Raw genomic sequence first — 23,373 nt, forward strand, 5'->3', positions numbered from 1 at the left:
CGATGCGCTATATCAGCACGCGTGGGCAAGCGCCCGCGCTCTCTTTCGAAGAGGTAGTGCTCACCGGCATGGCCAGCGACGGCGGTCTTTACGTTCCGGAAACGCTGCCCGAATTCTCCAAAGAGGAGCTGGCCAGCATGGCCGGGCTCTCCTACGCCGAGATCGCCTTTCGGGTGATGAAGCCGTTCGTCAACGGTGAGATCGATGACGAGACCTTCCGCCGTCTGGTGACCGAGGCGTATGCCACGTTCAACCACGACGCGGTGGTGCCGTTGAAGCAGCTGGATGCCAGCCACTTCCTGCTGGAGCAGTTTCACGGCCCGACACTAGCCTTCAAGGACGTGGCGCTGCAACTGCTGGGACGACTGCTGGACCACTTCCTGAAAAAGCGCGGTGAGCGCGCGGTGATCATGGGGGCCACGTCCGGGGATACTGGCTCGGCGGCCATCGAAGGCTGCCGCCACTGCGACAATCTCGATATTTTCATTCTGCACCCCCACAACCGCGTCTCCGAAGTGCAGCGTCGCCAGATGACCTCGGTGCTTGCCGACAACGTGTTCAACATCGCCATCGAGGGCAACTTCGACGACGCCCAGGCGATGGTCAAGGCCAGCTTTGCCAATCAAGACTTCCTGAACGGCACGCGGCTCGTGGCGGTGAACTCGATCAACTGGGCGCGCATCATGGCCCAGATCGTCTACTACGTGGCCGCTGGCGTGGCGTTGGGTGCGCCCCAGCGGGAAGTGAGCTTCTGCGTGCCCTCGGCCAACTTCGGCAACGTCTTTGCAGGCTATATGGCTTACAAGATGGGACTGCCGGTGAAGCAGTTCATCATCGCCACCAACGCCAACGACATTCTGCACCGCACGCTCGCGGCCAACGACTTCTCCAAAAAAGAGCTGGCAGCCACGCTGGCGCCTTCTATGGATATCGTCGTGTCGTCCAATTTCGAGCGCCTACTGTTCGATGCCTACGACCGCGACGGGGCCGCCGTGGCCGCGCTGCTGGAGCGCTTCCAGCAAGCGCCCACCGCGCTTGCCGATGCGCCGCTGGCCAAGCTGCGCGAGAAGTTCGCGAGCTACAGCGTCGATGACGAGACGATTCTGGAAGTGATTCGAGAAGCGCATCATCGCACCGGGGAAATTCTCGACCCGCACACGGCCACTGGCTACCGCGCGGCCGAGCGGGCGCGTGTGGATACCACCACACCGATGATCACCCTGGCTACCGCGCACCCGGCAAAGTTCGCCGAAGCCGTGGTGAAAGCGGGCTTCCAGGGCGTACCGCTGCCGACCCACATGGACGACCTGCTGGAGCGCGAAGAGCGCTACACGGTGTTGCCCGCCGAATTGAGCGCGGTCCAGCAGTTCGTTGCTGACAACCGCCGCTGAGGTGATATGACCCAGGTGTCACCCCTTTCTCAGCAGAGTCACCACCCTCGCTTAGAGCCTCGTCCCCTGGACGAGGCTGTCTATTTACGTGCCCAGTCAGAAGGACTGAGCGAGCTGCAGGCGCGGCTGTTGGCCTCGCGGCTGCCAGGCTATACCGGTGAGTTGGCGCCGCTGGTGTCACCGAGCCTGCGCTATCTCGTCCATCCTGAAAAACTCGCCGATGGCCGTCGTGCGGCGGAGCGCATTGCTCAAGCGGTCGCCGAGGGCGAGTCTATCGGTATTCTGACCGACTACGATGTGGATGGCATCACCTCCCACGTGGTCATTCGGCGCACGCTGGTCGAGCTGTTTGGCGTGCCCGAGCACAAGCTGCACAGTTTGATTGGCCACCGTATTCACGATGGCTACGGCATCAGCCTGCCGCTGGTGGATCGAACGCTGAGCTTAAAACCGCTGCCGACGCTGGTGATTACCGCCGACTGCGGCAGTTCTGACGAGCCGCGCATTGCGCGCTTGAAAGCAGCGGGTATCGATGTGGTGGTCAGCGACCACCACGCGCTGCCCCTGGAGGGCCCGCCGCCCTCGGCCTACGCCTGCGTGAACCCGACCCGCAGCGACTGCGCTTACCCGGATAAAACCATTGCAGGCTGCATGGTGGCGTGGCTTCTGATGTCACTCGCCCGCAGTGTACTGGTGGAGTGGGGCGCGCTGCCCGAGGCCACGCCGAAGCTCTCGCCGTGGCTCTCCTACGTGGCGTTAGGCACCGTGGCGGACTGCGTCTCGCTAGGCGGAAGCCCCGCCAATCGGGCGGTGGTCAGCCATGGCCTGACGCTAATCAACCGCATGGACGCCGCCTGCTGGCGAGCCATGGCCGCGCGCTTAGGGGCCGACAGCGTGCCCTTCAATGCCGAAACACTGGCGTTCCAGATGGGGCCGAGAATCAACGCTCGCTCACGATTGGACGACCCCTACGCGGCACTTCACTTCATGCTGGCCGAGAGTGACGGCGTCGCGAACCGGCAGCTCGAGGTGCTCGATCAGGATAACCAGTCGCGCAAGGCCATCGAAGCGGATATGGCCGAGGAGGCGCGGGCGCTCGCCGCACCTGCTTTGGAAGCCAACGAGCCTGCCGTCGTGGTGCTGCTGGAAGATGGCCACCCCGGCGTGCAGGGCATCGTCGCCTCGCGGCTGGTCCAGGCCTACGGGCGTCCAGCCGTGGTGCTGACGCGGGCAGCGGCACCTAATATGCTCACCGGCTCCGGGCGCTCCATCGAGGGGCTGCACCTAAGGGATGCCCTGCAGCGCACCTTCGAGCTTGCGCCCGAGGCGCTGCCGCGCTTCGGCGGGCACAGTGGTGCCGCAGGCGTCGGCGTGCCGCGGGAGCAGCTCGATACCTTCAAAACGGCGTTTTTGCAGGCGGTGAGCGAGCAGTTGGGCGATACACCGCTCTACCCGCGTCTGTGGACCGATGGCGAGCTCTCGACTGCCCAGCTCTCGTTGGCCACGCTGGAAGAGATCGAGACCTTGGGCCCCTACGGGCGGGAGTTCGATCCGCCGCTGTTCGAAGGGCGCTTTATCGTCGAGGCGTTACGCCCCGTTGGGGCGGAGGGTTCACACCTAATGATGGAGCTCTCCATGGGAGCGGTGACCCGCAAAGCGATCTGGTTTCGCGCTCTCACGCCGGGGGAGCTGCCCTCGTTTGGCGTGGGCGACACGCTGCACTGCGCGTACAAGCTCAATCGTAACCGCTGGCGGGGACGCGAGTCGCTGCAGCTGATGGTGGAGCACGCTAGCCCCGTTTAACGCTCTCCGCTATCCTCGCGTCCTTGGCCGCTCGAGCGGCCGCTCCAATAATCCCAAAAAAGGACGCTCTCATGCGCATGGAAGATCTTCCCAAGGACCCCCACAAGCCCTACGAAGACATCATGGCGATGTTGTTGGGGACGCTGTTCGTCGCACTCGGGGTGACGTTCTATACCCACGCGGTGCTGCTCACCGGTAGCACCGCAGGGATGGCGCTACTGCTCAATTACCTGACCGGGTGGGGTTTTGGCGTCTGGTTTTTTGCCATCAACCTGCCGTTTTACTATCTGGCGATCAAACGCATGGGGTGGAGCTTTACGCTGCGCACCTTTGTCGCCATTGGCTTGGTCTCGCTGTTCTCCGAGCTCACCCAGGGGTGGGTCGAATTTGCCAACGTGCCGTCGCTCTACGCGGCGCTGATGGGCGGGGCGCTGATGGGCATTGGCATGCTGATGCTGTTTCGCCACCGTACCAGCCTTGGCGGTATCAACATTCTCGCCCTCTACCTGCAGGACAAACACGGCCTGCGGGCGGGCTATGTGCAGCTCGGCATTGACGGTGTGATTCTGCTGATTGCCCTGACTCAGCTCCCCCTGGATCGAGTAGGCTACTCCGTACTCGGCGCGCTGATGCTCAATCTAATCATCGCTCTGAACCATAAGCCAGGGCGTTATATCGGGGTGAGCTAGCCGTGATGACGTAAAATCATCTAGTTAAGCCAAAACCACCAGACAATCAAGCCAATGATGGCAATACCCGCAAGGTTGATCAGTAAACTCATACGGCCTCCTGTTGGCTGGGCTTCCATAACCGCAGGCGGTTGGCGTTGCTGACCACGGTGATCGAAGAGAGTGACATGGCCGCGCCTGCGATAATGGGAGAGAGCAACATACCAGTGATGGGGTAGAGTGCGCCTGCGGCAATCGGGATGCACAGCACGTTATAGCCAAACGCGCCGATCAGGTTCTGCTTGATGTTGGTCAGCGTGGCACGGCTCAGCTCGATCGCCGTGGCTACGCCGTGCAGCGAGCCGCGCATCAGCGTCATACCGGCGCTCTCCATGGCGATATCGGTGCCCTGGCCAATGGCAAACCCCACGTTGGCCCGGGCCAGTGCGGGGGCATCGTTGATGCCGTCGCCCACCATGCCAACGACTTCGCCCACCGCTTGGCGGCGCTCGATCTCTGCATGCTTGTCATCGGGCGTCATCCCAGCCTTGAACTCGCTAATGCCGACTTCGCGGGCCACCGCAGCGGCGGTATGCTCGTTATCGCCCGTCAGCATCACCACGGTTAACCCATCATCCTGCAAGCGCTTCACGGCGGCCGCGGCATCGTTGCGCAGCGGGTCGCTAACCCCAAAGAGGGCAGCGAGCTTACCATTCACGGCTAAATAGACCAGCGAGCGCGCCTTGGCTTCTAGCTGGCGGATGCTCTCGTCTGCCGGGGAAAGGTCGACGCCAGACGCTTCCAATAAACGCGCATTGCCCAGCAGCAGCGTGTCATTGGCTTGGCTGGTGCCTTTCACACCGCCGCCGGTCACGCTATCAAAGCTAGCCAGCGTATCGGGGCGGGCGTCGTGCTCTTCGGCGTAGGCTGTCAGCGCTTTGGCCAGCGGGTGTTCCGAGCGGCTCTCTAGGGCGGCCACCCAGGCCAGCACTTGGGGGCTGTCGTTATGCAGCACCGTTGCCTCGGTGACGCGCGGTTTGCCCTCGGTCAGCGTTCCCGTTTTATCGACCACCAGGGTGGTCAGGCGGCTCGCGGTTTGCAGCGCCTCTCCGCTGCGCACCAGTACGCCATGCTCGGCGGCTTTGCCCACGCCAATCATGGTGGAGATCGGGGTGGCCAAGCCCAGCGCGCAGGGGCAGGCAATGATCAGCACGGTCGTGGCAGTGACCAGCATATGAATGACCACCGGGGCAGGCCCCAGGTTGTACCAGGCAAGGGCCGTCAACACGGCCATGATCATCACGGCGGGCACGAACACGCCTGAGATTTTATCGGCCAGCTCACCAATTGGCGGGCGAGAGTTTTGGGCGCTGGCAACCTGTTCGGTAATGCGTCCCAAACGGGTATCGCGGCCGATGTGCGTGGCGCGGTAGACCAAGCTGCCGTTGCCATTCACCGTGCCCGCACTGACCTCGTCATCCGCCCTTTTGTGCACCGGCACGGGTTCGCCGGTGAGCATCGACTCATCGATATAGCTCTGGCCGTCGAGTACCACGCCATCCACCGGCAGCCGCTCACCGGGGCGCACGCGAATAGGGTCATCCAGCGCGACGTCGTCCACCGCGATCTCTTGTTCAACGCCGTTGCGTATCACCCGGGCGGTTTTTTCCTGCAGGTCGAGCAGCCGTTTAAGGGCATTGCTCGTGCGACCGCGGGCACGTAACTCCATGGCGTTACCCAGGAGAATCAACCCCACCACCATGGCCGACGCTTCAAAATAGATGCCCTGAGCCACCTCCGGCAGCCAGGGGGCGAAGAGCACCACCATCATCGAGTAGAGCCAGGCGGTGCCGGTGCCCATTGCCACCAGGGTGTCCATGTTGGCCTGATGATGCTTGAGCTGTTTCCAGGCGTTGGTGAAAAAGTGCCGCCCAGGAAAGGCCAAAATGGCGAGCGTCAGCAGGCCAATCACCAGCCAGTACAGGCGGCCAACGCCCATGGGGTGTGGGTGATAGACGAACATGCTCATCATCAGCGGAATCGCGAGGGAGAGTGACAGCACGCTGCCCTTTAGGCGCTGGCGGTAGGTAACGGCCTCTTGCGCCTCGCGCGTGCGCTCGGCGTCACGCATATCCACAATCGGCTCGGCGCTATAGCCCGCTTCGGCCACGGCGGTCATTAGCGCTTCCTGAGTAGCGCTGCCGGTGACGTGGGCGGTGTGGGTGCCAAAGTTCACTGAGGCGTTGTTTACACCGTGCGTGTTGGCAAGCGCTTTTTCGACGCTTTTGACACAGCCCGCGCAGGTCATGCCGCTAATCAGCAGGCGCTGTTGGGGCGCAGCCACAGGAGTGCTCTGTGAGTCGGTGGACGACGGCGCGTCTTGGTGAGATACGTCACTTGTGTCGTTGCTGGGTGGGTAGCCCGCTTCGTTGAGCGCGCTATCCAGCGCTTGATCATCGAGGGAACTGGCCACTTCCAGACGCTTTTCTGCCGGAAAGCCCTCCACTTGGGCGGCCGGGTCCTGGGCTTGAATGGCCTCGCGCATGCGCTTGACGCAGCCCTGGCAGTTCATGCCCGGCACGGTGCGAATCAGCATCATGGTTTGCTCGGTGTCGTGCTGCATGGGGCCTCCTCGGGAAAACTTTCGATCAAGCGGCACAGGCTGTGGCCATCCGGGGTGCCGTCGGGCATGTCCTGCCAACTTTCCAGTGCCTGTTCCATTCGCTGGGCGAGTGCTTCGAGTTCGGCAATGCGTGCGCGTATTTGCGGCAGCCGGTGAGCGAGCAGATCGCGTACCAGCGGGCAGGGGGAGTCGCCTTGGTCGGCATGGGCCAAAATGTCGCGGATTTCCGCGACGCTAAAACCCAATTTTCGCGCTCGCTGAATAAAGTGCAGACGCTCCAGGTCGTTATTAGAAAAGAGCTGGTAGCCGTTTTCAGGATGCCGACGGGGGGAGAGCAGGCCTTCGCGCGTATAGTGGCGTACCGTCTCAGGCGTCACGTGAGCACGCTTGGCGAGCTCCCCCACTTTTAAATCGCTCATTGGCATACCCAACCCCTGTGTGGTTAACGTATTGTGAGTGTAAAACCTTTGGGTAACCCATAGGTCAAGCGTTGCTGGTCACTCAGCCGAAAGGACTAAAACACTGATTTAAAACAGTCGTGCGACTAATGTATAAGCAAAAAACAAAATAAAACGCTCGTTTGCCCTTGAACCAAACCCGACATTGGGCGAAAACTGAGGTGTAAGAACAACGCGGGTGGATGGCAGAATCCGCCGGATCATCGGGAGAGAGGCCCACAATGCATAATAACTTCAAAAAACTAACCCTAGTGGCCGCGGTAGCAGCAGTAGCTTTTGCTAGCCAAGCCAACGCAGGCGGATATCAAATCAACGAGCAGAGCGTCAGCGGCCAGGGTTACGGCCATGCAGGACGCAGCTCCAACGTTCACGATGCCACGATCGTGTACGGTAACCCGGCAGGTATGTCGTTTCTCGACCGCGCGCAGATTACGGCGGGCGGTACTTTTCTGAGCGTCGATACGGATATTAGTAATGTCAGTGCATCACAAAGCAGTCCTGCTTTTCTGCCTGCTACTGGTGGATTAACGGATACTTTGCCCGTCTCGGGTACTAACGATGGAGACATGGTGCCAGGAACGCTAATACCCTTTGCCTTTTACGCTCATCCGGTGAATGAGCAGTTAGCATTAGGATTCGGTGTCTACGCACCATTTGGTTCTAAAACTGAATATGAAGACAGCTTCCAGGGGCGCAATCAGGGTAATTATACGGAAGTAAGAGTTGTTACGGCCCAGCCAACAGTTTCTTATCGATTTAATGAGCAGTGGTCAGTAGGTGCTGGTATTACCTATAACCAAGTTGAAGGTGAGTTGCGTCGTCAAGTGCCTGTGGCAACTCCTTTAGGCCTTTCGGAGGTAGATTCACGTGTGGAAGGTGATGACGAGGCCTGGGGCTATAACCTTGGTATTATTTATCAGCCCGTACCAGAAACTACTTTGGGCCTAACTTACCGCTCAAAGGTAGATTTCAATCTTGAAGGCAACTTTACTGCGAACTCGCCTGTATTGGATCAATTGGGCATTGGCACCGTTACTGACACGGCTGCGCTTGATCTGACGACACCGGAAACCGTCAACTTCTCTTTGACTCAGCAAATGAGCGACAATCTGAAGCTCATGTTTGGTGCCTCTTGGGCACGTTGGAGCCGTTTCGATCAGATATTGGTTACTGGTGATGAGCGGGGGCAGATTACCAACGAGCAACAGAACTACTCGAATGCCTGGGCATTCTCCACTGGGGGTGAGTACCAGCTAACACCAACACTGGCTCTTCGTGCAGGCGTAACCCTAGATTTTACGCCAACCCAAGATGCAACTCGTAGCGTACGTATTCCGTCAGATGATCGCCGCATCTTTTCAATTGGCGCTGGCTGGAGCCCCACGCCCGATTTAACGCTTGATGTTGCTTACTCTTACCTAACAGAGCGCAGCACTCAGGTTGATCAGACGAAAACTGATAGCTTCACAGTGGCTGGTCAGCAAACGCCGCCAATCACGTCTAATTACTCTGCCGACTATAAAAACCAAGCTCACGGCATTGGTGCCCAGTTGACCTATCGGTTCTGATCGACGCTCGCGCTTACTGATCGATCTTCGACCTACTGACCCGGCTTAGGCCGGGTTTTTTACGTGATGCGCAACGGGCTGGGTGGGTGCGGTGAGCGCTGGGTTTCGTTACAATACGTCCCAGAATAACGCCGCTGGGGTAGCTTGCGCAGGTGTCGACCACCTAACCGTGAGCTGCCACAGCGGCGCCTGTCTCTTTTACGCTACCATCCAGCGTGCAGGAGACGTCGTCCATTTACAAACCCAGTCACCGACCAAGGCCAAAGCGATCCATGTTGGAAACCAACCCGATTCATCACCAGATCAAGGACCTGTCTGAGCGGACAGACGTTCTTAGGGGGTATCTTTGACTATGCCGAGCGTAAAGATCGGCTAGAGGAAGTCTCCCGCGAACTCGAAGATCCCAACGTCTGGAACGACCCCGACTATGCCCAGAAATTGGGTAAAGAGCGCGCCACCCTCGAGGCCATCGTGGCGACTATCGACGAGCTGGACCAGGGGCTAGCGGATAGCCGCGACCTGCTGGAGCTCGCCGAGATGGAAGAGGACGAGGGCACCGTCGAGGAAGTACGCAAAGAGCTCGACGGCTTACAGGGCGCTCTGGAAAAGCTCGAGTTTCGCCGCATGTTCTCGGGAGAAATGGACGAGAACAACGCCTACCTGGATATTCAATCGGGCTCCGGGGGCACCGAAGCCCAGGATTGGGCCAACATTCTGCTGCGCATGTACTTGCGCTGGGCCGAGAGCCACGGGTTTAAAACCGAGATCATCGAAATCTCGGCGGGCGAAGTCGCTGGCATCAAATCGGCATCGCTGCATATTCAAGGTGACCACGCCTTTGGCTGGCTGCGTACCGAAACCGGCGTTCACCGTTTGGTGCGCAAGAGTCCGTTCGACTCCGGCGGCCGCCGTCACACCTCGTTTGCCTCGGTATTTCTGTCGCCGGAAATCGACGACAGCTTCGAGGTCGAGATCAATCCATCGGATCTGCGTGTCGATACCTATCGTTCCAGCGGTGCCGGTGGTCAGCACGTCAATACCACCGACTCGGCAGTACGGATTACCCACGAGCCGACCGGTATCGTGGTGGCGTGTCAGAGCCAGCGTAGCCAGCACGCCAACCGCGATTTCGCCATGAAGCAGTTGAAGGCGAAGCTGTGGGAACACGAAATGCAAAAGCGCAATGCGGCCAAGCAGGAGGCGGAAGACTCCAAAGCCGATATCGGTTGGGGCAGCCAAATTCGCTCTTACGTACTGGATGATCAGCGCATTAAAGATCTGCGTACCGGCGTTCAGTCCAGCAACTGTGACAAGGTGCTCGACGGGGACTTGGATCAGTTCATCGTCGCCAGCCTGAAGCAGGGTTTGTAATCTTTTTAGCGTTTGAACAGAAATAGGGTGCCCGATGGCTAACCAAGACGCGTCTTCTCTCGATAACGAAAATCACCTGATCGCCGAGCGCCGTGCCAAGCTGGCGGCTCGCCGTGAGCGAGCGGCCGAGCAGGGCAAGAGCGCTTTCCCGAACGATTTCCGCCGCGACAGCCTCACCGTCGAGCTGCACAACCTGCTGGGTGAGAAAGACAAAGCCGAGCTGGAAGCGCTGGATCATCAGGCGTCGGTGGCCGGTCGCGTGATGCGCAAACGCGGTCCTTTCATCGTGATTCAGGATGTGGCGGGCCAGATCCAGCTTTACGTGGATAAAAAGGGGCTGCCGGAAGACGTCCTGGAAGACATCAAGGGCTGGGATATCGGCGACATCGTGGCCGCCCGCGGCCCGGTGCACAAATCCGGCAAGGGCGACCTGTACGTGATGATGGTCGAGGCGCAGCTGCTGACCAAGAGCCTACGTCCGCTACCGGACAAGTTCCACGGCCTGACCGACCAAGAAGCACGCTATCGCCAGCGCTACGTGGACCTGATCATGAACCCGCAGTCGCGTAAGGTGTTCGAGACCCGCGCGGCGGTGATCAGCTCCATGCGCCGCTTCTTTGAAGCCCGTGGTTTCATGGAAGTGGAAACGCCGATGCTGCAGCCGATCCCCGGCGGCGCGGCGGCGCGCCCGTTCATCACCCACCATAATGCGCTGGACATCGACATGTACCTGCGTATTGCCCCAGAGCTCTACCTGAAGCGTCTGGTGGTGGGTGGTTTCGAGAGAGTGTTCGAGATCAACCGCAACTTCCGTAACGAGGGCTTGTCCACGCGCCACAACCCCGAGTTCACCATGGTGGAGTTCTACTGGGCCTACGCGGATTATCGCGACCTGCTGGACATGACCGAAGCCATGCTGCGCACCGCCGCGCAGGAGGTGCTCGGCACCACTACGATCACCTACCAAGGGGCCAGCTACGATTTCGGCCAGCCCTTCAAGCGCCTCACCCTGCGCCAGGCGATTCTGGATCACGGTGACGGCATCACCGACGCCGACCTGGATACCCTGGACGCCGCCCGTGCAACGGCGGAAAGGCTCGGCATCAAGGTGAAAGAGAGTTGGGGGCTGGGTAAAGTCCAAACCGAGATTTTCGAAGAGGTGGCCGAGCACCAGCTCGATCAGCCGACGTTCATCACCGAGTACCCGGCAGAGGTCAGCCCGCTGGCGCGGCGTAACGATGCCGACCCCTTCGTCACCGATCGCTTCGAGTTCTTCGTCGGTGGCCGCGAGATCGCCAACGGTTTCTCGGAGCTGAACGACGCCGAAGACCAAGCAGAGCGCTTCCGCGAGCAGGCGGCCGAAAAAGACGCCGGTGACCTGGAAGCCATGTACTACGACGCTGACTACGTGCGCGCCTTGGAGTACGGCATGCCGCCGACAGCGGGCGAGGGGATCGGTATCGACCGGTTGGTGATGCTGTTCACCGACAGCCCCTCCATTCGTGACGTGCTGCTATTCCCGGCGATGCGTCCCGAAGTTGATTGACGTTAAACGTGGCGCTAGCGGACGAAAAGTTGGTAAGGGCGCGATTTAGCGCCCATAATGGTCAACGTTTCGACGGCGAGGAGAATCCCATGAAACTGCTTAATCGCTCTGCCCTGAGCGTCAGGCCGACCCAGACCTTCGTGGACTGGATCAATGCGCTCGAACCCACCATGGGAGACGACGACCTGACCCTGGACGACGTCGAACGTGAAAGTACGGTCTACCTGATCCCTGAGATGGATACCCCAGAGGCGTTGGAGACATTCGTTCGTGAACGTCACGTAGAAATCCTAGAAACCGAGCTGCGTGCTTGGGAAGAGGATGAGCGTCAGTGGCCAGAAAAACTCGACTGGTCGCTGTTTCAGGACTTCCTGCGCGTGGAGCATAGCTACCTCGCCATCGACCTGGATGACGAAACGGCGTTGGAAATCTCCGATGTCGATGACTCGCTGCTGCTCGACCATGAGCAAGATTAGCGTGCTAGTATTCTTATGCTAAGCGCACTGTAAAACCGGCTTCGGCCGGTTTTGCCGTTTCAGAGGGTGTTGTTCAGGAACTCATCACCATGCGACTGTTTGAAACTCGCCCCGGCGACGACGGCCTGCCTGGGCCCGAGCGCCTATTGGCCGTGCTGGCGCTCGTGACCGGCACGCTAATGGCGGTGGTCGATACCACCATGATCAATTTGGCCTTGCCCACCATCGCCGCTGATTTAGGCGTGTCGGCATCCCGGGCGGTGTGGATCACTAACCTGTTTCAGGTCGTTTGCGCGGCCTTTTTATTGGTGTTTGCCGGTGTCAGCGAGCTGATAACCCGACGACGGCTCTACCTGTTGGGTTTGGCCACCTTCGTAATGGCGGCACTCGGTGCCGCGCTGTCGCGTAACCTCGAAACGCTACTCGTGTTTCGTGCGCTGCAAGGCTTGGGCGCAGCGGCCACGCTCTCCATTGGGCCGTCGCTCTACCGCGCCATTTTTCCGTCCCGTCTGCTCGGCAGCGCGCTGGGGCTCAGTGCGCTGGTCGTGGCGGGCGGTTATGCCGCAGGCCCTACCCTCAGTGGCGTCATTCTCTCGTTCGCGGACTGGCCGTGGCTGTTCGCGCTCAACGTGCCGCTAGGGCTCTGCTCGCTCTGGCTGGCCCGCCGAGCGCTGCCGAGAGAGACCCCGCGCCAAGGTGGCTTCGATACGCTGGGGGCGCTTTACTCGATGCTGATGCTGGCGAGCTTTTTTATCGCCATGGATGCCGTGGGCCACGCCGCACCGTTGTGGCAAAGCGGCGGATGGGGGCTGCTGGCGGTAGTGGGCTGCGCGCTATTTGTGCGTCGCCAGCGGCGGGCGCCTTACCCGTTACTGCCGCTAAGCGTGTTTGCCGAAAAGCGTTTCACGCTGGCGGTGTCCGCGTCGGGGCTAGCGTTTATCGGCCAGGGACTCACCTTTGTGGCGCTGTCGTTCTTTTATCAGGAGCAGATGGGATTTTCGCCCTTGGAGACTGCGTGGCTATTCACGCCCTGGCCGCTGGCGATCATGCTGGTGGGGCCGGTCGCAGGGCGTTTGGCAGATCGCTTCAACCCCAGCCTGCTGTCGAGTACGGGGCTGCTGCTGCTGATCGTCGGGTTGGTGGCGTTGGCGCTGGTGGACGAGAGTACGGGGGTCGCGGGAAGCTTGTGGCGAACGGCCCTTTGCGGGATTGGCTTCGGGCTTTTTCAGCCGCCCAATAACCGGGAAATGATGGGCAGCCTGCCGCCTGAGCGTAGCGCCAACGTGTCCGGCGTGATGAGCACCACGCGCACGGTGGGGCAGTCACTCGGGGTTGCGCTGGTCGGCGCGGCGCTGGCGCTTGGATCGCCCGTTCAGTTAACCCTCTGGTTGGGGGCAGGGACGACGCTGTTGGCATTGCTGGCAAGTCTTTCCCGTGTGTCGTTGGCCCAGCGGGCGCTCGTCGAGCGGAGGGCATCGTCTGTTGGCGAGTAACGGCGTACAATAGGGCCGTTGCTGACGGAAGGAGAGTCCCATGGCGATACAGACAAAAATCGAGCAAAAGTTGGCGGCGCTAACCCCAGACGTGCTCCGAGTCGAGAACGAGAGCCACATGCACAACGTGCCGGCCAACTCGGAAACGCACTTCAAAGTGACCCTGGTAAGCGACAGCTTCGACGGTATGATGCCGGTGAAGCGTCATCAGCAAATATATGCCCTGTTGGCTGACGAACTCTCGGGCCCGGTCCACGCGCTGGCGCTACACCTTTATACGCCCCGCGAGTGGCAGGCGCGCGGCAGCGAGCGTCCCAACTCTCCCAACTGTCGTGGCGGCGGCCAGTGACCCAAGAAGTCACTCGTCGGCACTATCTGGATGCCATGGGCATTACGTCCTGGGCGTCCCGCTATCAGTTACCCAACGCCCTGCCCACTGACGTCTGTGAGTGGCAAGACGCACCGGCCAAAGCGGCGCCGCGCGAGCGCTTGCAGGCGCTGCTAGACGACGCCCCCGCGCACCAGACCTCTCGCCAGCCCGGTCGTGAATCCGATCTTGCCCCCAAAGTCGCTGCGTCACCCTCGGCCGTCAAAGCGCTGCTGGGACAGCCAACGCCCGCAGAGCAGGTATCTCAGCCAGAGGCGAGCACAGAGCTTGAACCGACAACACAAGTCGAACGCGCCGAGCCACTGACGTTCAGCCTCTCCTGCGCTTGCATCGACGGGCGCTGGCTCAGTCTCTGTGAAGGCGAGATCTCGGCGGTCGAGCAGCAGCTGCTGGCCAACATGCTGCGTGCTGCGGGCATCGGACATGGCGAGCTGCCCACGGTGACTCACTTCACCTGGCCGCCCATGGCCACTGCCTTCGAGCCTGAAGAGCCCCTTGAAGAAGCGCAAGAGGGCGTGGCAGCGTTTATTGCCGGTGCGGTAAGTCGGCAAGGTTGGCAATTAGAGCAGGTGCTTTGGTGGGGCGCTGAGAGCGCAACGGCCGATTTGGAGCGCGTCATCGCGCTCGATGGTGGACATAGCGAAACGCTCGCGCTACCGGTTTGGCAAGGGCCCTCGCTGGCTGCGCTGACCCAAGACGCGAATGCCAAACGTGCGCTATGGCCGCGTTTGGTGGCTTTAGGCAAGCAGTGGGGCGATGCGTGATCGAGCGTTTGCGTCCGGACCATCGAGCTCCGCTTCTGAAACTGGAAGCCCTCGCCCAAAGCGGCGCCAGTGGCCAGCAGTTGGCGGAGGCGTTAGCCGATGACCAAACGTGGGTCTTGGGCGATTGGCAGGGCGACGTGCTCGCAGGCTACGCCCTGGTCGCGCAACTCCCGTTCGATGCCGAGCTCCAGGCCATTGGCGTGCGGCCTGAGTGTCAGGGGCAAGGCAGGGCACGACGCTTGTTGGGTGAGGCCATTACCATAGCCACGCGCTGGCAAGCAGAACGATTACTGCTGGAAGTGCGCGTCGGCAACCAGCGAGCCATTGCGCTCTATCGGCAGGCAGGGTTTCAGGAGGATGGCCGTCGGAAGAACTACTACCCGGCCGCCAACGGCGCGACCGGGCGGGAAGACGCGCTGCTGATGTCGCGAACGCTGGCTTAGGAGGCGCTGCTGTCGTCCATGCCATCGAACTTGCTGAGAACACTCTGCAAGCGGCGCTCCCACTCTTCACGCTCTTGCTTTAGCTGCGCATTTTCGTTGCGTAGCTCTTCGTTTTCTAGCTTCATCATCTCCAACGCCTCGACGGTGTCGGTGACTTTTTGTTCCAACTGATTGAACAGCTCAAGGCTCATGCCTACCTCCAGTAACGAACGACAGGCGGCTGCCTGTCGTTATGTCATAAAATCGGGCGTGGTGCGTCACTCGATGGGGCGAGCGTAACGCCGCTGTTACTTGTCGGCAAGCGCTTTAGGTGAGCAAGCGTCGATAGAGCCTAGCCATGCTTTCACCTGCCCGGGTTTCTCGGTGAAGCTGCCAATGGGTGGGTACTTTGGGCGTCAGGCCGTACTCGGTCTCCAGGTAGATCATCGCCTCGTTAGCGAGCCAACCGTTCGCCTCTAACGCGCTGCAGCAATCCGCGGCCAAATCTTGATGAAAGGGCGGGTCGAGAAATACCACGTCCATCGGCTGTCCTGGCGACGCGACAAACGATAGGGCATCGGCGGTGATGACCTTGCCCTGCGCGGTTTTCAAGATGGTGAGGTTCTCGCGAATATGCGACGCCACCTGGGCGTCACGCTCGACGAAGGTGACTTCGGCGGCCCCCCGCGAGAGCGACTCGATGCCTAGTGCACCGGTGCCCGCGAATAGATCCAGCACCTGCTTGCCGTAAAGCGCTTGGCCGAGCCAATTGAACAGCGTTTCACGTACGCGATCTGGGGTTGGGCGCAGGCCAGGATGGTCGAGCACCGGCAGTTGGCGGCGCCGGAAATCACCGCCGATGATGCGCAGTTTTCCCGGCGGTTTGGCTTGGCCGCGAGAAGATGTCGATGGGCGCGAGGAGGCGCGCGAAGAGCGTTGTCGTTTCATGACGCGATTGTAGCGGGCTACTTATCCAAAGTCTTGGTCTGCGGTGGTAGGATAATCGCAATGTTCACCTATTTCGTCGGATGACCCCTATGTTCGGTTTTTTCAAACGTAAGAAAAAGGACGACTCCCAGCAGGAGCCTCAGGATGCCCAGGAGCAGCCTGCGCTGTCGGAGGAGCCCGAGGGCTCGACTGAGCAAGAGATTGCTGCGGAGGAGAGATCGGCACCTGCCAAAGCGCCTGCGGAACCCCCTGCGGAACCCCCTGCGCCCTCTGAGTCGCTGGCAGACGAATCGCCCTCACATGCACCGGCATCCATAGGTGACGCTGCCGAGGTGCTCGCCCAGGAGCAGTCGCCCGAACCGGTCGATAAAGAAGACGTTCAGCCCACCGGCGTCGATGAAGAGGTGACGCCTGCGTCGCTCATGGATACTGTGCCAGAGCCAGAGCCAGAGCCAGAGCCAGAGCCAGAGCCAGAGCCAGAGCCAGAGCCAGAGCCCGCCGCGAAGGCAGCCCTTCAGGAAAAGCCGGTGGCAGAAAAAGGCGAAAAGAGAGGCTGGTTTGCGCGCATCAAGTCTGGTCTAGGGAAAACTCGCGCCAACCTGACCGACGGCCTGGCCGATCTTTTCCTCGGCAAAAAGCAGATCGATGACGAGCTGCTGGAGGACTTGGAAACCCAGCTGCTCATGGCCGATGTGGGCATCGACGCGACGAGCGAGATCATCGAACGCTTGGAAGCGCGCGTCTCCCGTAAAGAGCTCAACAACCCCGAGGCGCTCTACCGTGGCTTGCAAGAAGAGCTGGCCGCACTGCTGGCCCCCGTGTCGACGCCACTCAGCTTCGAGAAAGAGCGCGACGGCCCCTTCGTGATTTTGGTGGTCGGGGTCAATGGTGTCGGCAAAACCACCACCATCGGCAAGCTCACCCAGCGCTTTCAGCGCGAGGGTAAGAGCGTCATGCTGGCCGCTGGGGATACTTTCCGTGCGGCCGCGGTCGAGCAGTTGAAGGTATGGGGCGAGCGTAACCATGTGCCGGTCATTGCCCAGCATACCGGTGCCGATAGCGCCTCGGTGATTTACGATGCGGTGGCGGCCGCCAAATCCCGCGGTGTAGACGTGTTGATTGCCGATACCGCTGGACGACTGCACAACAAGAGTCATCTAATGGAAGAGCTGAAAAAAGTGCATCGAGTGATGCAGAAGCTCGATGACACGGCGCCCCACGAGGTCATGCTCGTATTGGATGCGGGCACGGGGCAGAACGCCATTTCCCAAGCGTCGACCTTCAACGAAGCGGTGCCGATTAGTGGGATTACCCTGACCAAGCTGGATGGCACCGCCAAAGGCGGCATCATCTTTGCGTTGGCCAAGCAGCTCGAAACGCCGATCCGCTTTATTGGGGTGGGCGAAGGCCTGGATGATCTGCGCCCCTTCAACGCCGATGACTTCGTCAACGCGCTCTTCGACCGCCAAGGAGACGATGGCCACGCATGATAGCCTTTGAGCACGTGGGGAAGCGCTATGGAGGGCGCTTCGAGGCGTTGGCACACTTGAACTTTCGCGTCGCACGAGGCGAAATGGTCTTTCTCACCGGCCACTCGGGGGCGGGAAAAAGTTCGCTGCTGCGCTTGATCATGCGGTTGGAAAAACCCAGCCGTGGCCGGGTGGTGGTGGCTGGGCACGACATTGCCCAGCTCCACGTCAGTCAAGTGCCGTTCTATCGACGTCAGATAGGTGTGGTCTTTCAAGACCATCAGCTGCTGTTCGATCGTAGCGTGTTCCACAACGTGTCGCTGCCGCTGGACATTCAAGGTGTAGAGCCCCGTGAGGCAGCCCGGCGCGTGCGCGCTGCGCTGGACAAAGTTGGCCTGTTGCACCGTGAAAAAGCCCTTCCTATCGAGCTATCGGGTGGTGAGCAGCAGCGTGTGGGCATCGCCCGTGCTGTGGTCAACAAACCCGCGCTGCTGCTGGCCGATGAACCCACCGGGAATCTGGACCCCCAGCTCTCAGCCGATATCATGGCGCTATTCGAAGACTTCAATCGTATCGGCACCACCGTGATGATCGCGAGCCACGACTTGGCCCTGATTGCGCGCTTGCGTCATCGGATTCTGCGTCTGCGGGATGGCCGTCTAGTAGCCGATGAGGGGGCCGTATGAAGCGCTCGGCCACTCCTCGCCAAAGCGGCGCCGCCCCCCGTGCTGCCCGCGCGCCCGCAAAGCCCCATGCCCCTGTAACGGAAAAAACGCCCCGCGGTGGGGCTCGCTCGCAGCAAACACGTATGGGCAGCCGTCTGCGGGCATGGGGGCGTCACCACCGGGCCATGGCGCTGGATAGCCTTTTTCGACTGGTGCGCTACCCGTTGGGCAACCTGCTGACCATGCTGGCCATTGCCATTGCCTTGGTGCTTCCCGCCGCTCTATGGCTGACGTTGGACAGCGCCAAGCTGCTGGATGCCGAGCTGGATGAAAGCGCGTCGCTCACCGTTTATCTCGATATGGGGATTGATGCAGCGCAGGCGGCTCGGATCGAAGAGGCGGTGAGCGCTGACGGCGGCGTGGCGCAGACGCGCATGATCAGCCCAGAGCAGGGCATGGCGGATTTCCAGCAGTCGTTGGGCATCGACGATACCCTGGCAGGGCTTGACGATAATCCGCTCCCCGCGAGTATCGTCATTTCCCCTCAAGATGTAGAGCCCGCTGCGATGGCTGAACTGGCCGAGCGGCTCGAGGGGGTAACTGGCATCGATGAAGTACGCGTCGATTTGGCATGGGTCGAGCGGCTGCGCCATCTGGCGGCGTTGGGACGCCGCGTGGCGCTGGCGCTGGGGGTGCTGTTTGGTTTCGGTGTACTGCTGGTCGTCGGTAATACCATTCGCTTGTCGGTGGAGAGCCGACGCCGTGAAATCGAAGTGGTCATGCTGATCGGCGCAACGCACGCCTTCGTGCGTCGCCCGTTCTTGTACAGTGGAGCCTGGTATGGCGCTGGAGGCGGGCTCTTGGCGCTGGGTCTGTTGGCCTTGGGCAATCACTGGCTATCGCTGCCGGTGGCGGCGCTCGCGGCAAGCTATGGCGCTAGCTTCACCTTGCCGCAGTTGGACGTGACAGGCTCTACAATTCTGCTATCTTGCAGTACACTACTTGGCTGGCTGGGAGCTTGGCTTGCCGTCACGCGCCATCTTTCCAGCATACGCCCGCGCTGAGCATGCGTCTGTCGCGTTGTCATCTTCACGTTATAGGCAGTACATAGACTCCGCGATATTGTCCATGCGGGCAGTCACGGGAATTTCTACCCCCGTGGCGTGATCGATGCCAACTGTGCGTCGATCGTTTGAACCTCTGGGTTCGACTAAGGTCTTAAGGTTAACGCAAGACGTTTGGCTGCGCACATTCACGCGACGCCAGCACGTCAACCACGATAGGTTTTAAGGGAGACCATCTGCACATGAGCACTAGTCTTCTACCGGTGGGACAGCTTTCACCAGGCAATGACCTGGGTGGCTACATTCAAGCGGTGAATGGCATCGCGGTGCTGAGCGTCGAAGAGGAGCGCGAGCTGGCGTTCCGTCTTTACGATGAGGGCGATCTAGAGGCAGCACGTCGATTGGTGCTATCGCACCTTCGTTTCGTGGTGCACATTGCTCGCAGCTACTCCGGTTACGGTCTGCCGCAAGCGGACTTGATTCAGGAAGGCAACGTCGGTTTGATGAAAGCCGTCAAGCGCTTCGATCCCAATCAAGGGGTACGCTTGGTGTCGTTTGCCGTGCACTGGATCAAAGCCGAAATTCATGAGTTCGTGCTACGTAACTGGCGTATCGTCAAAATCGCCACCACCAAGGCGCAGCGTAAGCTGTTTTTCAATCTGCGTAGCGCGAAAAAGCGTTTGGCATGGCTGAACAACGACGAGGTCGACGCAATTGCCAAAGATCTCGACGTGAAACCGGAAGTCGTGCGCGATATGGAAGGGCGCCTCTCGGCATTCGACGCAGGGTACGACGCATCGCCCAGTGACGACGAAGAGAGTACGTATCAAGCGCCAGCGTACTTCCTCGATGACGCTTCCGCTGACCCGGCGACACAGCTCGAAGACAGCGACTTCGAGGAAGACGCCACGCGCCGTCTTCAACTGGCACTCAAAGCGTTGGACGAGCGCTCGCGGGACATTTTGCAGCGCCGCTGGCTCACCGATGACAAAGCCACGTTGCACGATTTGGCCGATGTGTACGGCGTTAGCGCTGAGCGCATTCGCCAGCTCGAAAAGAACGCCATGAAGAAGCTACGTCAGAAAATGGGCGACGCGGCCATCGCTGCGTAACACTCACGCCTCACGCAGGAAAACGCCCCGCCGGTATCGTTACGGCGGGGCGTTTTCATTTGCTTTGTGCATGTGCTGAGAGCACGCGCCTCATTATGCGGGTTGGGAAGCGTTTCTAAATAGCTGGCCCGAGAGTAGCGTCCACTGATCCTCCCAATACTCGGTAGGCAGCCGCTTGAAGTCGCTGCGGACGTATTGCGAAATACGCCCTTCGGCCTGGGCGATGAGCAGGTTGGCCGCTGCCGAGGCGGTGATGCTGGTGCGCCGCCCTTCACGCAGCTCGGCCTCACGGAGCACCTGCTTGAGCTGCATTTCCAAGCGCTCGAAGAGCTGGTGTACCCGCTGGCGCAGCCGAGCGGTCTCTCCAGTGAGAACATCGCCGCCCAGTACCCTGGCAAGCCCAGGGTTCTTCTCGGCAAACCCGAGCAAGAGCGAGAGAATTGTTCCGCAGCGGGTCGTGGCATCAGGAATATCGTCGAGAATGCGGGTGATCCTGGCGAAAATGCTCTCTTCGATGAAGTCGATCAAGCCTTCGAACATGCGCGCCTTGCTGGGAAAATGGCGATACAGCGCTGCCTCGGAAACGCCCACTTGCCGTGCCAGGGCGGCCGTGGTGATGCGTTTACCGCTATCTTCTTCCAACATGATGGCCAGCGCCTGCAGTATCTGCTCGCGGCGGCGAGGTTTGCTATCGTCACTCATGACTCGTGCCCTCCGTCGCGATTAGCCTGCGTCAGTGATCAGGGTGCCTACCCCGGCGTTGGTAAAGATTTCCAGCAGTACGGCATGGGGCACGCGACCATCGATGATGTGGGCGCTGTTGACACCACCTTTCACCGCGTCCAGTGCACAGCGGATCTTGGGGAGCATCCCGCCGTAGATGGTGCCGTCGGCAATCAAGCCGTCTACCTGAACGGTCGTGAGTCCGGTCAATACCTTACCTTCGCTATTCATCAAACCCGCCACGTTGGTTAGCAGCATGAGTTTTTCGGCGTTCAGCGCTTCGGCTAGCTTGCCTGCTACCAAATCGGCGTTGATGTTGTAGCTGTTGCCTTTGTCATCTACCCCGATAGGTGCGATGACCGGTATGAAATCACGCGCGGCCAACATCTCGATGAGATCGGTAGAGATCGACTCCACCTCGCCCACGTGGCCAATGTCGATGATCTCCGGCGCGGTCATTTCCGGACTTTGATGCTCTACTTTGAGCTGGCGGGCGCGAATTTGGGCACCATCTTTCCCCGTCAGGCCAATCGCTTTGCCGCCGCTTTGATTGATCAGGTTGACGATGCTCTTGTTGACCAAGCCGCCCAGCACCATCTCGACCACGTCCATGGTCTGCGAGTCGGTGACCCGCATGCCGTTGACGAAGCGGGATTCGATATTGAGCTTCTCCAGCAGACTGCCAATTTGCGGCCCACCGCCGTGCACCACCACGGGGTTGATGCCGACCTCCTTCATCAGCACGATGTTACGAGCAAATGAGTCGATCAGCGTATCTTCGGTCATGGCGTTGCCACCGTATTTGACGACGACGGTTTTGCCGGAGAATTGCTGAATGTAGGGAAGCGCTTCTGACAGCACCTCCACGACGACCTGAGGGTCGCGACTAGCTGAACTCATGACGATGTCCCTTGGCTCTTTTTTAATGTCTGTTGCATGGCTGTGCGCGGCTGGCAATCACAGCGTGTTTAACACGTCGCGCGTTCTAAAGGCGCGATCATGTCGTTGTGGTGGCCGGTATGGTCAGTGTCGGTGCGATGCCGTGGAGCGCTTCGGCAAAACGCCCACGGATGCGAGCAAGTGCAGCGCTATCCTTTCCCTCGAAACGCAGCACCAGGGCGGGCGTCGTGTTCGAGGCGCGGCATAAACCCCAGCCGTCGGGGTAATCGACGCGAATGCCATCCAGCGTGGTTTTGATACCTTCGCCGAAGTCGCCCTCTCTGGCAAGCGTCTCGATAATGGTAAATTTTTTGTCATCGGCCACGCTGATGTTGATTTCGGGCGTGCTCACATCCTGAGGAAATTGATCGAAGAAGGTATCCGCATCCCCTGGGAATTGGGCAAGAATCTCCAGCAGCCGGGCGGCTGAGTAGAGACCGTCGTCAAAACCGTACCAGCGCTCTTTGAAAAAAAGGTGGCCACTCATCTCACCGCCGAGCAGTGCCCCCGTCTCTTTCATACGCGCTTTGATGAGCGAGTGCCCGGTGCGCCACATCTCGGGTTCACCCCCAGCCTCGCTAACCACCCTGGCCAAGTTGCCGGTGCACTTGATATCGAAGACCACCTTGGCGCCAGGGTTGCGCGACAGCATATCGGTGGCAAAGTGCATCATCAGGTGGTCGGGGTAAATCATGCGTCCACGAGGCGTCACGACGCCCAGGCGGTCACCGTCGCCGTCGAAGGCCAGGCCGATGTCGGCTCCGCTGTGTTGAACGTGGTGAATCAGGTCTTGGAGGTTTTCAGGCTTGCCGGGGTCGGGGTGATGATTAGGAAAGCGCCCATCGATCTCGGCATAGAGCGGCGTGGTTGTTACTCCCAATCGCTCGAGCAACTGCGGGCCTAGCTCGCCAGCCACCCCGTTGCCGCAATCCACCACGGCGCTAAGCGGGCACGTTACCTTCACATCACTCAAGATGCGTTCCAGATAGGTGGCGCGCAGATCGTGGTGGCGCACGCGACCGTCGCCTTGGGTGAAGTGACCTGCTTGAATGCGCTCAAAGAGCGCAGTAATTGCGTCGCCCGATAAGGTGTCGCCCGCCAGGACGATCTTGAAGCCATTGTAGTCCGGCGGGTTATGGCTACCGGTGAGCATCACACCCGAGCAGCTCTCTGCCAGCGTGTGAGTGGCAAAATAAAGAACCGGCGTGGGCACCATGCCGATATCGATCACGTCTCTTCCCGCGGCCTGCAGGCCGCGAATGAGCGCCGCCTGCAGGCGTGGCCCAGACGTGCGGCCGTCCCGCGCCACAATCACCGTGTGTTCGCCGCGAGCGGCCGCTTCGGAGCCGACGGCGCGGCCAATCAGCTCGGTGGTGGCATCGTCGAGCGTGTCATCGACGACGCCGCGAATGTCATAGGCGCGAAATATCGAAGCGGGTACGGTCATCATCGATCCTTGAAAAGGCAAAAGGGGGCGTCGTA

At 60.3% G+C, this 23,373-nt stretch carries 22 protein-coding genes; 15 read left to right on the top strand and 7 right to left on the bottom strand.

Annotation, left to right across the window (positions count from 1 at the left end; translation table 11 throughout):
* The first annotated feature begins 2 nt into the window (after nucleotides 1-2).
* From thrC to MHM85_RS06185, 3 genes are all read left to right on the top strand, one after another.
* Entirely contained in the window at nucleotides 3-1,391 is a 1,389-nt protein-coding gene (gene thrC / locus MHM85_RS06175) for a threonine synthase (RefSeq protein ID WP_139528279.1), read from the top strand.
* A 6-nt stretch (nucleotides 1,392-1,397) separates the two neighbouring features.
* A complete protein-coding gene (locus MHM85_RS06180) occupies nucleotides 1,398-3,194 on the top strand; it encodes a DHHA1 domain-containing protein (protein ID WP_219862657.1) in 1,797 nt (598 codons plus the stop codon).
* A 71-nt stretch (nucleotides 3,195-3,265) separates the two neighbouring features.
* Entirely contained in the window at nucleotides 3,266-3,883 is a 618-nt protein-coding gene (locus MHM85_RS06185) for a YitT family protein (RefSeq protein ID WP_153843428.1), read from the top strand.
* 88 nt (nucleotides 3,884-3,971) lie between these two features.
* Here the strand turns inward: MHM85_RS06185 and MHM85_RS06190 are convergent, their stop codons facing one another.
* The gene (locus tag MHM85_RS06190) at nucleotides 3,972-6,485 is read right to left on the bottom strand and encodes a heavy metal translocating P-type ATPase (RefSeq protein WP_239285348.1); all 2,514 of its coding nucleotides are present in this window, start codon (nucleotides 6,483-6,485) and stop codon (nucleotides 3,972-3,974) included.
* A complete protein-coding gene (locus MHM85_RS06195; RefSeq protein ID WP_139528282.1) occupies nucleotides 6,458-6,904 on the bottom strand; it encodes a MerR family transcriptional regulator in 447 nt (148 codons plus the stop codon). Before MHM85_RS06195 ends, MHM85_RS06190 begins: the two co-directional genes overlap by 28 nt.
* Nucleotides 6,905-7,164: 260 nt before the next feature.
* Here MHM85_RS06195 and MHM85_RS06200 point away from each other — a divergent pair, with 260 nt between their 5' ends.
* The 8 genes from MHM85_RS06200 to rimI all read left to right on the top strand — a co-directional run bounded on the left by MHM85_RS06200 (nucleotide 7,165) and on the right by rimI (nucleotide 14,992).
* Nucleotides 7,165-8,511: a TonB-dependent receptor gene (locus tag MHM85_RS06200; protein WP_219862659.1), complete on the top strand. Its 1,347-nt coding sequence runs from the start codon at nucleotides 7,165-7,167 to the stop codon at nucleotides 8,509-8,511.
* A gap of 272 nt (nucleotides 8,512-8,783) precedes the next feature.
* Nucleotides 8,784-9,882 (top strand): peptide chain release factor 2 gene (gene prfB, locus MHM85_RS06205; RefSeq protein WP_139528284.1). Its coding sequence is split into 2 segments (ribosomal slippage): nucleotides 8,784-8,858 and nucleotides 8,860-9,882, totalling 1,098 coding nucleotides; the frame shifts between segments, so codons are not numbered across the junction.
* 34 nt (nucleotides 9,883-9,916) lie between these two features.
* On the top strand, nucleotides 9,917-11,428 hold the full coding sequence (lysS, locus tag MHM85_RS06210; protein WP_139528285.1) for a lysine--tRNA ligase: 1,512 nt from the start codon (nucleotides 9,917-9,919) through the stop codon (nucleotides 11,426-11,428).
* 89 nt (nucleotides 11,429-11,517) lie between these two features.
* On the top strand, nucleotides 11,518-11,904 hold the full coding sequence (locus tag MHM85_RS06215; protein WP_137093711.1) for a hypothetical protein: 387 nt from the start codon (nucleotides 11,518-11,520) through the stop codon (nucleotides 11,902-11,904).
* Nucleotides 11,905-11,993: 89 nt separating this feature from the next.
* Nucleotides 11,994-13,397 carry an MFS transporter gene (locus MHM85_RS06220; RefSeq protein WP_219862661.1) on the top strand — a complete coding sequence of 468 codons (1,404 nt, stop codon included), beginning with the start codon at nucleotides 11,994-11,996 and terminating at the stop codon, nucleotides 13,395-13,397.
* Between the two features lie 40 nt (nucleotides 13,398-13,437).
* On the top strand, nucleotides 13,438-13,746 hold the full coding sequence (locus MHM85_RS06225) for a BolA/IbaG family iron-sulfur metabolism protein (RefSeq protein WP_219862663.1): 309 nt from the start codon (nucleotides 13,438-13,440) through the stop codon (nucleotides 13,744-13,746).
* Nucleotides 13,743-14,549, top strand: a complete 807-nt coding sequence (locus tag MHM85_RS06230; RefSeq protein WP_219862665.1) for a hypothetical protein — start codon at nucleotides 13,743-13,745, stop codon at nucleotides 14,547-14,549. The genes MHM85_RS06225 and MHM85_RS06230 overlap by 4 nt, the downstream gene beginning before the upstream one ends.
* A complete protein-coding gene (rimI, locus tag MHM85_RS06235; RefSeq protein WP_239285346.1) occupies nucleotides 14,546-14,992 on the top strand; it encodes a ribosomal protein S18-alanine N-acetyltransferase in 447 nt (148 codons plus the stop codon). Before MHM85_RS06230 ends, rimI begins: the two co-directional genes overlap by 4 nt.
* On the opposite strand, the gene zapB is transcribed toward rimI, so the two are convergent.
* Together zapB and rsmD are read right to left on the bottom strand one after the other, a co-directional pair.
* Complete coding sequence (gene zapB / locus MHM85_RS06240) at nucleotides 14,989-15,183, bottom strand: cell division protein ZapB (protein WP_139528290.1); 195 nt, start codon at nucleotides 15,181-15,183, stop codon at nucleotides 14,989-14,991. The genes rimI and zapB overlap by 4 nt on opposite strands.
* Nucleotides 15,184-15,298: 115 nt before the next feature.
* The gene (gene rsmD / locus MHM85_RS06245; protein WP_219862669.1) at nucleotides 15,299-15,919 is read right to left on the bottom strand and encodes a 16S rRNA (guanine(966)-N(2))-methyltransferase RsmD; all 621 of its coding nucleotides are present in this window, start codon (nucleotides 15,917-15,919) and stop codon (nucleotides 15,299-15,301) included.
* Nucleotides 15,920-16,008: 89 nt separating this feature from the next.
* Here rsmD and ftsY point away from each other — a divergent pair, with 89 nt between their 5' ends.
* The 4 genes from ftsY to rpoH all read left to right on the top strand — a co-directional run bounded on the left by ftsY (nucleotide 16,009) and on the right by rpoH (nucleotide 20,229).
* Nucleotides 16,009-17,409, top strand: a complete 1,401-nt coding sequence (ftsY, locus tag MHM85_RS06250) for a signal recognition particle-docking protein FtsY (protein WP_239285344.1) — start codon at nucleotides 16,009-16,011, stop codon at nucleotides 17,407-17,409.
* A complete protein-coding gene (ftsE, locus tag MHM85_RS06255) occupies nucleotides 17,406-18,074 on the top strand; it encodes a cell division ATP-binding protein FtsE (RefSeq protein ID WP_139528293.1) in 669 nt (222 codons plus the stop codon). Before ftsY ends, ftsE begins: the two co-directional genes overlap by 4 nt.
* Nucleotides 18,071-19,117, top strand: a complete 1,047-nt coding sequence (gene ftsX, locus MHM85_RS06260; RefSeq protein WP_153843436.1) for a permease-like cell division protein FtsX — start codon at nucleotides 18,071-18,073, stop codon at nucleotides 19,115-19,117. Before ftsE ends, ftsX begins: the two co-directional genes overlap by 4 nt.
* A 242-nt stretch (nucleotides 19,118-19,359) precedes the next feature.
* Complete coding sequence (gene rpoH, locus MHM85_RS06265) at nucleotides 19,360-20,229, top strand: RNA polymerase sigma factor RpoH (RefSeq protein ID WP_139528295.1); 870 nt, start codon at nucleotides 19,360-19,362, stop codon at nucleotides 20,227-20,229.
* A 93-nt stretch (nucleotides 20,230-20,322) separates the two neighbouring features.
* On the opposite strand, the gene slmA is transcribed toward rpoH, so the two are convergent.
* The 3 genes from slmA to MHM85_RS06280 form a co-directional block, all read right to left on the bottom strand.
* Nucleotides 20,323-20,931, bottom strand: coding sequence for a nucleoid occlusion factor SlmA (slmA, locus tag MHM85_RS06270; RefSeq protein ID WP_219862673.1), 609 nt, complete (start codon nucleotides 20,929-20,931; stop codon nucleotides 20,323-20,325).
* A 21-nt stretch (nucleotides 20,932-20,952) separates the two neighbouring features.
* Nucleotides 20,953-21,852 (bottom strand): acetylglutamate kinase, encoded by a 900-nt coding sequence (gene argB, locus MHM85_RS06275; protein WP_054644931.1) that lies wholly within the window; start codon nucleotides 21,850-21,852, stop codon nucleotides 20,953-20,955.
* A gap of 97 nt (nucleotides 21,853-21,949) precedes the next feature.
* Nucleotides 21,950-23,338 carry a phosphomannomutase/phosphoglucomutase gene (locus MHM85_RS06280; protein ID WP_219862675.1) on the bottom strand — a complete coding sequence of 463 codons (1,389 nt, stop codon included), beginning with the start codon at nucleotides 23,336-23,338 and terminating at the stop codon, nucleotides 21,950-21,952.
* Nucleotides 23,339-23,373 lie beyond the last annotated feature (35 nt).

The organism is Halomonas sp. McD50-4 (genome assembly GCF_022348135.1).
In the GTDB taxonomy this organism is placed as follows: Bacteria; Pseudomonadota; Gammaproteobacteria; order Pseudomonadales; family Halomonadaceae; genus Vreelandella; species Vreelandella piezotolerans.

What these genes read in the sequence shown, in the direction of transcription:
- thrC (WP_139528279.1), top strand. Translation starts at nt 3, where the DNA reads ATGCGCTATATCAGCACGCGTGGGCAAGCGCCCGCGCTCTCTTTCGAA.
- MHM85_RS06180 (WP_219862657.1), top strand. Translation starts at nt 1,398, where the DNA reads ATGACCCAGGTGTCACCCCTTTCTCAGCAGAGTCACCACCCTCGCTTA.
- MHM85_RS06185 (WP_153843428.1), top strand. Translation starts at nt 3,266, where the DNA reads ATGCGCATGGAAGATCTTCCCAAGGACCCCCACAAGCCCTACGAAGAC.
- MHM85_RS06190 (WP_239285348.1), bottom strand. Translation starts at nt 6,485, where the DNA reads ATGCAGCACGACACCGAGCAAACCATGATGCTGATTCGCACCGTGCCG.
- MHM85_RS06195 (WP_139528282.1), bottom strand. Translation starts at nt 6,904, where the DNA reads ATGAGCGATTTAAAAGTGGGGGAGCTCGCCAAGCGTGCTCACGTGACG.
- MHM85_RS06200 (WP_219862659.1), top strand. Translation starts at nt 7,165, where the DNA reads ATGCATAATAACTTCAAAAAACTAACCCTAGTGGCCGCGGTAGCAGCA.
- lysS (WP_139528285.1), top strand. Translation starts at nt 9,917, where the DNA reads ATGGCTAACCAAGACGCGTCTTCTCTCGATAACGAAAATCACCTGATC.
- MHM85_RS06215 (WP_137093711.1), top strand. Translation starts at nt 11,518, where the DNA reads ATGAAACTGCTTAATCGCTCTGCCCTGAGCGTCAGGCCGACCCAGACC.
- MHM85_RS06220 (WP_219862661.1), top strand. Translation starts at nt 11,994, where the DNA reads ATGCGACTGTTTGAAACTCGCCCCGGCGACGACGGCCTGCCTGGGCCC.
- MHM85_RS06225 (WP_219862663.1), top strand. Translation starts at nt 13,438, where the DNA reads ATGGCGATACAGACAAAAATCGAGCAAAAGTTGGCGGCGCTAACCCCA.
- zapB (WP_139528290.1), bottom strand. Translation starts at nt 15,183, where the DNA reads ATGAGCCTTGAGCTGTTCAATCAGTTGGAACAAAAAGTCACCGACACC.
- rsmD (WP_219862669.1), bottom strand. Translation starts at nt 15,919, where the DNA reads ATGAAACGACAACGCTCTTCGCGCGCCTCCTCGCGCCCATCGACATCT.
- ftsY (WP_239285344.1), top strand. Translation starts at nt 16,009, where the DNA reads ATGTTCGGTTTTTTCAAACGTAAGAAAAAGGACGACTCCCAGCAGGAG.
- ftsE (WP_139528293.1), top strand. Translation starts at nt 17,406, where the DNA reads ATGATAGCCTTTGAGCACGTGGGGAAGCGCTATGGAGGGCGCTTCGAG.
- ftsX (WP_153843436.1), top strand. Translation starts at nt 18,071, where the DNA reads ATGAAGCGCTCGGCCACTCCTCGCCAAAGCGGCGCCGCCCCCCGTGCT.
- rpoH (WP_139528295.1), top strand. Translation starts at nt 19,360, where the DNA reads ATGAGCACTAGTCTTCTACCGGTGGGACAGCTTTCACCAGGCAATGAC.
- slmA (WP_219862673.1), bottom strand. Translation starts at nt 20,931, where the DNA reads ATGAGTGACGATAGCAAACCTCGCCGCCGCGAGCAGATACTGCAGGCG.
- argB (WP_054644931.1), bottom strand. Translation starts at nt 21,852, where the DNA reads ATGAGTTCAGCTAGTCGCGACCCTCAGGTCGTCGTGGAGGTGCTGTCA.
- MHM85_RS06280 (WP_219862675.1), bottom strand. Translation starts at nt 23,338, where the DNA reads ATGACCGTACCCGCTTCGATATTTCGCGCCTATGACATTCGCGGCGTC.